7 protein-coding genes are annotated in these 7,301 nt (G+C 58.0%); all 7 read left to right on the forward strand.

What is annotated here, in order from left to right:
- Positions 1-570 (forward strand): DNA-directed RNA polymerase subunit beta' (locus KJ869_00965; protein MBU1575762.1); only part of this gene is annotated, 570 nt, incomplete at its 5' end.
- 204 nt (positions 571-774) lie between these two features.
- On the forward strand, positions 775-1,947 hold the full coding sequence (locus KJ869_00970; GenBank protein ID MBU1575763.1) for a class I SAM-dependent rRNA methyltransferase: 1,173 nt from the start codon (positions 775-777) through the stop codon (positions 1,945-1,947).
- Positions 1,948-2,157: 210 nt separating this feature from the next.
- Positions 2,158-3,507, forward strand: coding sequence for an MATE family efflux transporter (locus KJ869_00975; GenBank protein ID MBU1575764.1), 1,350 nt, complete (start codon positions 2,158-2,160; stop codon positions 3,505-3,507).
- 191 nt (positions 3,508-3,698) lie between these two features.
- Positions 3,699-4,484, forward strand: a complete 786-nt coding sequence (locus KJ869_00980; protein ID MBU1575765.1) for an electron transfer flavoprotein subunit beta/FixA family protein — start codon at positions 3,699-3,701, stop codon at positions 4,482-4,484.
- A gap of 72 nt (positions 4,485-4,556) precedes the next feature.
- Entirely contained in the window at positions 4,557-5,756 is a 1,200-nt protein-coding gene (locus KJ869_00985) for an electron transfer flavoprotein subunit alpha (GenBank protein MBU1575766.1), read from the forward strand.
- A gap of 13 nt (positions 5,757-5,769) precedes the next feature.
- On the forward strand, positions 5,770-6,114 hold the full coding sequence (locus KJ869_00990; protein ID MBU1575767.1) for an OadG family protein: 345 nt from the start codon (positions 5,770-5,772) through the stop codon (positions 6,112-6,114).
- Positions 6,111-7,235 carry a sodium ion-translocating decarboxylase subunit beta gene (locus tag KJ869_00995; protein MBU1575768.1) on the forward strand — a complete coding sequence of 375 codons (1,125 nt, stop codon included), beginning with the start codon at positions 6,111-6,113 and terminating at the stop codon, positions 7,233-7,235. Before KJ869_00990 ends, KJ869_00995 begins: the two co-directional genes overlap by 4 nt.
- Positions 7,236-7,301: the final 66 nt, after the last annotated feature.

A 7,301-nucleotide genomic window follows, 5' to 3' on the forward strand; every position in this document is an offset into this window, starting at 1 on the left:
AAGCTGACCGAGGGCTCCATCAACCCCCACGACATTCTGCGGATCAAGGGACCCGGCGCGGTGCAGGTGTACCTGGTCAACGAGATTCAGGAGGTCTACCGCCTGAACGGCGTACACATCAACGACAAGCACATCGAGGTGATCGTCCGCCAGATGCTGCAGAAGATAAAGATCGAGGACCCGGGCGACGCCATCTTCATCGAGGGCGACCAGGTGGACAAGACCCAGGTGCGCGACGAGAACGAGCGGGTGATGCGCGAAGGCGGGCGTCCGGCCACCTTCCAGTCGCTACTGATGGGCATCACCAAATCGGCCCTCTCCACCTCCAGCTTCATCTCGGCGGCCTCATTCCAGGAGACCACCCGGGTGCTGACCGAGGCTGCGGTCCAGGGCAAGACCGACTACCTGCTGGGCTTAAAGGAGAACGTCATCGTGGGCAGGCTGATCCCGGCCGGCACCGGCCTGAAGCGCTACCGCAACCTGAAGATCGTGGAGCAGCAGAGCCAGGACGAAGAGGAGTTGGCCCCGGTGGCGGCTGCAGAGCCAGAGTTCGAGGAGGACGAGGAATAAGATACTGCACAGAAGGCCGGCTTCATGCCGGCCTTCTTCGTTCTGCATATAACCAACAAAACGCCAAGACGCAAAGCTTGCCCTGAGCCGGGTCGAAGGGTGCGCCAAGGGTTTTGCAAAATAAGGTTACGCGATCATTGTGTCGAGGATTTTCCGGCAATACACCAAATTGCTAATATTATTAAAACAGAGTATAATCAAATTATGAAAACAATTTTATTACGAAAAAATCAGGAACGGCGGATCAAGGCCGGACATCCCTGGGTGTTCTCCAACGAAATCTGGAAAATGCCGGATAGGCTGTATCCCGGCGAGGACGTCCAGGTGTCGGACTCCCGGGGCCACCTGATCGGCAGCGGTTTTTACAATCCCCATTCGCTGATCTCGGTCAGGATCTACTCCCGGGAACGGCGGGAATTCGACCGGGAGCTCATCAGGGAACGGCTGAAGCAGGCCGATGACCTGCGGCAGAGATTCTATCCCGGGTCCAAATTCTACCGGCTGTGCTACGGCGAATCCGACGGCCTGCCGGGGCTGATCATTGACCGCTACGACCGGCAGCTGGTGCTGGAGATCATGTCGCTGGGGACCGACTGCCGCAAAGATTTCGTGGTCGAATCTCTCAGGGAACAGTTCGACCCGGAATGCATCTACGAACGGAGCGACAGCTATTCCCGCAAGCTGGAGGGGCTGACTCCGGCCATCGGCGCTCTGCACGGCCAATTGAGATCGGAGATAACCTTGGAGGAGAACGGCCTGAAATTCTCGGCCGACCTGATGTACGGCCAGAAGACCGGCTGGTTCTTCGACCAGCGGGACAACCGGGCGGCCCTGCATCCCTACGTTAGGGGCCGGACGGTGCTGGATTGCTTCTGCCACACCGGGGGTTTTGCCGTCAACGCCGCCGCCGGAGGGGCCTCCGAGGTCACCGGGATGGATATATCCCCGGCAGCGGTGGAGATGGCCGGGAGGAACGCGGCCCTCAACGGCCTGCAGAAAACCTGCCGCTTCCGCAAGGCCGACGTGATGCAGGAACTTAAGATCATGACCGAATCCGATGTTAAGTACGACCTGGTGATCCTGGATCCCCCGGCCTTCGCCAAGAACAAAAAATCAGTGGAGTCGGCCCTGAAGGGTTACAAGGAGATAAACTTAAGGGCCATGAAACTTTTGCCACGGGGCGGGATCCTGGTTTCCTGCTCCTGCTCCTATCACATCGAGGAGGAGCAATTCCGGGTGATGCTGGTGGACGCCGCCCGGGACGCCGGCCGGACCATCAAGCTTCTGGAATTCCGGCACCAGGCCAAGGACCATCCGGTGCTGCTGGCCAGCAAGGAGACCCAGTACCTGAAGTGCGCCTTCATGGCCATAGAGTGAACACCCGACCTCTCCCTCGATCCCTCTCCTAAAGCATTAGGAGAGGGAAGGGTGAGGTCAAAAGCGTAAAGCGATCAGCAATACAAAAATGGTAGTAAAATTAGCTTATCTTTAACAATAGGAAACAAAGTTATTCTCCCTCGAATAAAATCCCGCTGGCATTCCCCCGGAGGCTACCGGGAGGTGCTGTTACTGGCCCTGCCCCTGATCATGAGCACCGCCTCGTGGTCGGTCCAGCATTTTGTGGACCGGATGTTCCTGACCTGGTATTCCCCTGAGGCCATCGCCGCGGCCATGCCGGCCGGCATGCTGAACTTCGCCCTGATGTGCATCTTTTTGGGCACCGCCGGGTATGTCAGTACTTTTGTAGCCCAGTATTACGGAGCCAAGCAGGAAAAACAGATCGGCCCCATGATCTGGCAGGGGATCTATATCGCCGCCATCGGAGGTTTGCTTACCCTGCTGTTGATCCCCTGGTCCGGAGATATCTTCCGGTGGGTGGGACACGAACCGTTGGTGCAGAAGAACGAGGCGGTATATTTCGCCATCCTATGTGTCGGGGCCCTGCCGGCCCTGATGGCCTCGGCCCTGTCGGGCTTCTATTCCGGTCTGGGAAAGACCGTGCCGGTGATGTGGATCAATATTGCCGCCACGGCCATCAACATCATTTTTGATTACCTGATGATATTCGGCCACGGGGGATTCCCCGAGATGGGGATGGCCGGGGCTGCCTGGGCGACGGTGTTTTCGGCGATATTCTCGGTGATAGCTTACGCCCTGTTAATTTTCCGACCCAAATATAATAAGCTGTACGACACCTTAAGCGGATGGAGGTTCAGCCGAACCAGGTTCATCTCCCTTTTGAAATTCGGGTTTCCCAACGGCATCCAGTTCTTTGTGGACATGGCCGGATTCACTTTCTTCATCCTGCTGGTGGGCCGGCTGGGCAGCGACAACCTGGCGGCCTCGAACATCGCCTTCAACGTAAACACTCTGGCCTTCATGCCCATGATCGGTTTCGGGATAGCCACTTCGGTGCTGGTGGGGCAATACCTGGGGAGAGATGATCCTCAGACCGCCAGCCGCAGCGTCTACTCGGCTTTTCACCTGACCTTTATCTACATGGCAGCGGTGGCCCTGCTGTACTTTTTTTGGCCCGACCTGTTCCTGATGCCGTTCGCCGCCAAGGCCGATCCGGCCAGGTTCGAAAACATCCGTCGGACCACGGTGATCCTGCTGCGATTCGTGGCGGTCTACTCGCTGTTCGACGGCCTGAACATCATCTTCTCCTCGGCCATCAAGGGGGCGGGGGATACCAAATTCGTGATGTACATGGTGCTGGCGCTCTCCCTGGGGCTGCTTTCAATTCCCAGCTACCTGGCCATAGTGGTGATGAAGGCCGGGATCTATTCGGCCTGGGTCGTGGCCTCGGTGTATGTGATCATTTTGGGAGTGGCTTTCTACCTGCGGTTCCGGGGCGGGAAGTGGAAGGCCATGCGGGTCATCGAGCCGGCGGCCCCGGCCCTGATAATGCATCCGGAAACGCCGGCGGTGGAGTGATAACCATATCTGTAATATTCGGAAATCTAAAATCGCTCATCAACATAAAGAGGCTGCATCCAAGCAGCCTTTTATTTTTGTTTTCAAAATTACTTTGCTTTTTATTATAATTGACACCCCAAAATATTTATGATAAAATTAGCATCTGTAGTAAATTTATAAATTTATAACTCACTGGATAATAAAAGATTATGAATATCGTCGTCTGTATCAAGCAGGTGCCGGACACCACCGACGTCCGGATCGATCCTGCCACCAATACCCTGATCCGGGAGGGAGTGCCCTCCATCATCAACCCTTTCGACATGTATGCCATCGAAGAGGGTTTAAGGCTTAGGGAGAAGCTGGGGGGGAAGGTCACCGTCATCTCCATGGGGCCGCCCCAGGTGATCGAAGCCCTCAAGGAAGCGATCTCCATGGGGGTGGATGACGCCATCCTGCTTTCCGACCGGGCCTTTGCCGGGGCGGATACCTGGGCCACCTCGTACACCTTGTCCATGGGCATCAGGAAGATGGGCGGGGCGGATGTGATCCTGTGCGGCAAGCAGGCCATAGATGGCGATACCGCCCAGGTGGGGCCGGGGGTGGCCGAATTTCTGGACATCCCCCAGGTGACCTACGTCAAGAAGATAGAGCAGATCGACGATAAGAAGGCTCGGGCCTGGCGGATGACCGAGGAGGGCTACGAGGTGGTGGACACTTCCCTGCCGGCCATGTTCACCGTGGTCAAGGAGATCAACGAGCCGCGGCTGCCGTCGCTGAAGGGCAAGATGAAGGCCAAATCATTCCAGCCCACCGTCTGGAAGGCCGCCGATATCGGGGCCGATGAGAAGAACATCGGGCTGAATGGGTCGCCCACCAACGTGGTGAAGATATTCACGCCACCAGTGCGCTCCGGCGGGGTGATCCTGCAGGGCGATGTCCAGCAAGCGGTGGAAAAAGTGGTGGAAGGTTTGAAAGAGCGACAGATAATCTGATGACCTCTCCCCTGCCCCTCTCCTAATGCTTTAGGAGAGGGAAGGGTGAGGTTAAGAAAACATAGGAGCAAAATGAGCGATATAGAGATCATCCAAGATAAATGCGTGGGCTGCGGGGCCTGCCTTCCTTCCTGCCCCTACGGGGCCATCACCCTGCAGGACAACCTGGCGGTCATCGACGACGACAAGTGCACCCTGTGCGGGGCCTGCGTGGCCTCCTGTGGTTTCGATGCCATACTGATCCGCAAGGATCAGGTAGAGAAGGCCGATATCTCCGATTTCAAGGGGGTGTGGGTGTTCGCCGAGCAGAAGAACGGACAGGTGCAGAGCATCTCCTACGAGCTGATGGGCGAGGGCCGCAAGCTGGCCGACGCTTTGGGGGTGGAGCTGGCCGCCGTGATTATGGGCAAGGACATCGGCCCGGCCTGCCAGGATCTGATCCAGCGCGGGGCCGACAAGGTCTATGCGGCGGACGATCCGGCCCTGGAGCATTTTTGCGACGAGCCCTATGCCAGGATCATGGCCGACCTGATCAAAGAATACAAACCGGAGATCGTGCTGGGCGGGGCCTCCACCATCGGCCGGGCGCTGATCCCCAAGGTGGCCATCAAAGCCCGCACCGGGCTGACCGCCGATTGCACCTCTCTGGCCATCGATGAAGAAAAGCGGATACTGCTGCAGACCCGTCCGGCCTTTGGCGGGAATATCATGGCCACCATCATCTGTCCCAACCACCGGCCCCAGATGGCCACCGTCCGGCACAAGGTGATGAAGGAGGCCGAGTGCGACAAGTCGCACCAGGGCCAGATCATAAAAAAGACCTATGATAAAGCCACTTTAGCCTCCCGCACCTCGGTGGCTCAGGTCATCGAGGAGGCCACCAATATGATCAAGCTGACCGAGGCCGACATCATCGTCTCCGGCGGCCGGGGGATGAAGGCCCCGGAGAATTTCAAACTGGTGGAGAACTTGGCCAGGGCGGTGGGCGGTGCGGTGGGCGCCTCCCGGGCGGCGGTGGATGCCGGCTGGATACCCTACTCCCACCAGGTTGGCCAGACCGGCAAGACGGTGGCCCCCAAGCTGTACATCGCCTGCGGCATCAGCGGGGCCATCCAGCACCTGGTGGGGATGCAGTCCTCCGACTGCATCATCGCCGTCAACAAGGACCCCGATGCGCCCATCTTTAAGGTGGCCAGTTACGGGATAGTGGGCGACGTCTTCGAAGTGCTTCCGGCCCTGACCAAGAAACTGCAGGAAACCTGCGGAAAGTAATAGAAGGGAAAAGATGTCTTCAGATTTTGTGGGAATGGGCGGGGCCCTGACCGTCTGCCTGATTGCCCTGAGCATAGTCTTCATAGCCCTGGCCATCATGGCCGGGGTGATATCCCTGGTGGGTCGGCTGGCCGGTGATAAGAACGGCATCCCGGAGGCCACAACATCGCCATCTGCCATTACAGCGACTGTGCAATCGAGCGATGATGAAGACCAGGAGATCGCCGCGGTGGTGATGGGGGCCTTATCGGCGGAACTGAGCAGGGTCGACGGACAGGTCAAACTAGCAGCAGGTCAGAGCAGTTCCTGGAGATTAGCTTCACTTCAGGAAGCTGTCAAAAGAGGGAGGCTGAAATGAATACAATCATACATCATCTCTCCCTGCTGGTCCAGATGTCCGGGGTGGCCAATCTTACATTGGGCAACGTGATCATGATCCTGGTCTCCCTGACCCTGGTCTACCTGGCGATATTTAAGGGCTTTGAACCGCTGCTTCTTCTGCCCATCGGGTTCGGCGCCTTTTTGGCCAACCTGCCGCTGTCAAATGTGATCGGCCCTGATGGTCTGCTGACATTGATCTATAGCGTGGGCGTTTCCACCGAGGTACTGCCCACCATGATGTTCATGGTGATCGGGGCCCTGACCGATTTCGGCCCGCTGCTGGCCAATCCTTCCACTTTCCTGATGGGCGCCGCCGCCCAATTCGGGGTCTTTGCCGCGTTGTTGATAGCAACGGCGCTGGGATTCAACCTGGCGGAGGCCGGGGCTATCGGCATCATCGGCGGAGCCGACGGGCCGACCGCCATCTTCACCGCCAGCAAGCTGGCCCCGCACCTGCTGGGGCCGATAGCGGTGGCGGCCTACACCTATATGTCGCTGGTGCCGCTGATCCAGCCGCCCATCATGAGGCTGATGACCACCAAAAAGGAGCGGGCCACTGTGATGAAACAATTGCGGCCGGTCAGCAAGAGGGAGAGGATAATATTTCCCATCGCCATCTCCATCATCACTGCCCTGCTGCTACCCCAGGCCATCGCCCTGATCGGGACCATGATGCTGGGGAACATCATCCGGGAGAGCGGGGTGACCGAAAGGCTTTCCAAGACCCTGCAGAACGAGATGTGCAACATCGTTACTATTTTGCTGGCCGCTTCGGTCGGGGCCACCATGGAGGCCGGCAATTTCCTGAGTCTGTCCACCCTGAAGATAGTGACCCTGGGCCTGGTGGCCTTCAGCTTCAGCACTTTCGGCGGCATGCTGCTGGGTAAGTTATTCTATATTTTAAGCGGGGGAAGGGTCAATCCGCTGATAGGCTCGGCCGGGGTCTCGGCGGTTCCGATGGCGGCCCGGGTTTCCCAGGTGGAGGGCCAGAGGGCCAACAAGAATAATTTTCTGCTGATGCACGCCATGGGCCCCAATGTGGCCGGAGTGCTGGGCACCGCCATGGCGGCCGGGGTGCTGATCTCACTGCTGAAGTAACGCGGACGGGCTATTAAAGGACACGGATTTTCACGGATTTATTTTTCTGCACAGATCAAAGCAGTA

The sequence above is a fragment of the Candidatus Edwardsbacteria bacterium genome (assembly GCA_018821925.1).
GTDB lineage: Bacteria > Edwardsbacteria > AC1 > AC1 > EtOH8 > UBA2226.

What these genes read in the sequence shown, in the direction of transcription:
- KJ869_00975 (MBU1575764.1), top strand. Translation starts at nt 2,158, where the DNA reads ATGAGCACCGCCTCGTGGTCGGTCCAGCATTTTGTGGACCGGATGTTC.
- KJ869_00995 (MBU1575768.1), top strand. Translation starts at nt 6,111, where the DNA reads ATGAATACAATCATACATCATCTCTCCCTGCTGGTCCAGATGTCCGGG.
- KJ869_00985 (MBU1575766.1), top strand. Translation starts at nt 4,557, where the DNA reads ATGAGCGATATAGAGATCATCCAAGATAAATGCGTGGGCTGCGGGGCC.
- KJ869_00980 (MBU1575765.1), top strand. Translation starts at nt 3,699, where the DNA reads ATGAATATCGTCGTCTGTATCAAGCAGGTGCCGGACACCACCGACGTC.
- KJ869_00990 (MBU1575767.1), top strand. Translation starts at nt 5,770, where the DNA reads ATGTCTTCAGATTTTGTGGGAATGGGCGGGGCCCTGACCGTCTGCCTG.
- KJ869_00970 (MBU1575763.1), top strand. Translation starts at nt 775, where the DNA reads ATGAAAACAATTTTATTACGAAAAAATCAGGAACGGCGGATCAAGGCC.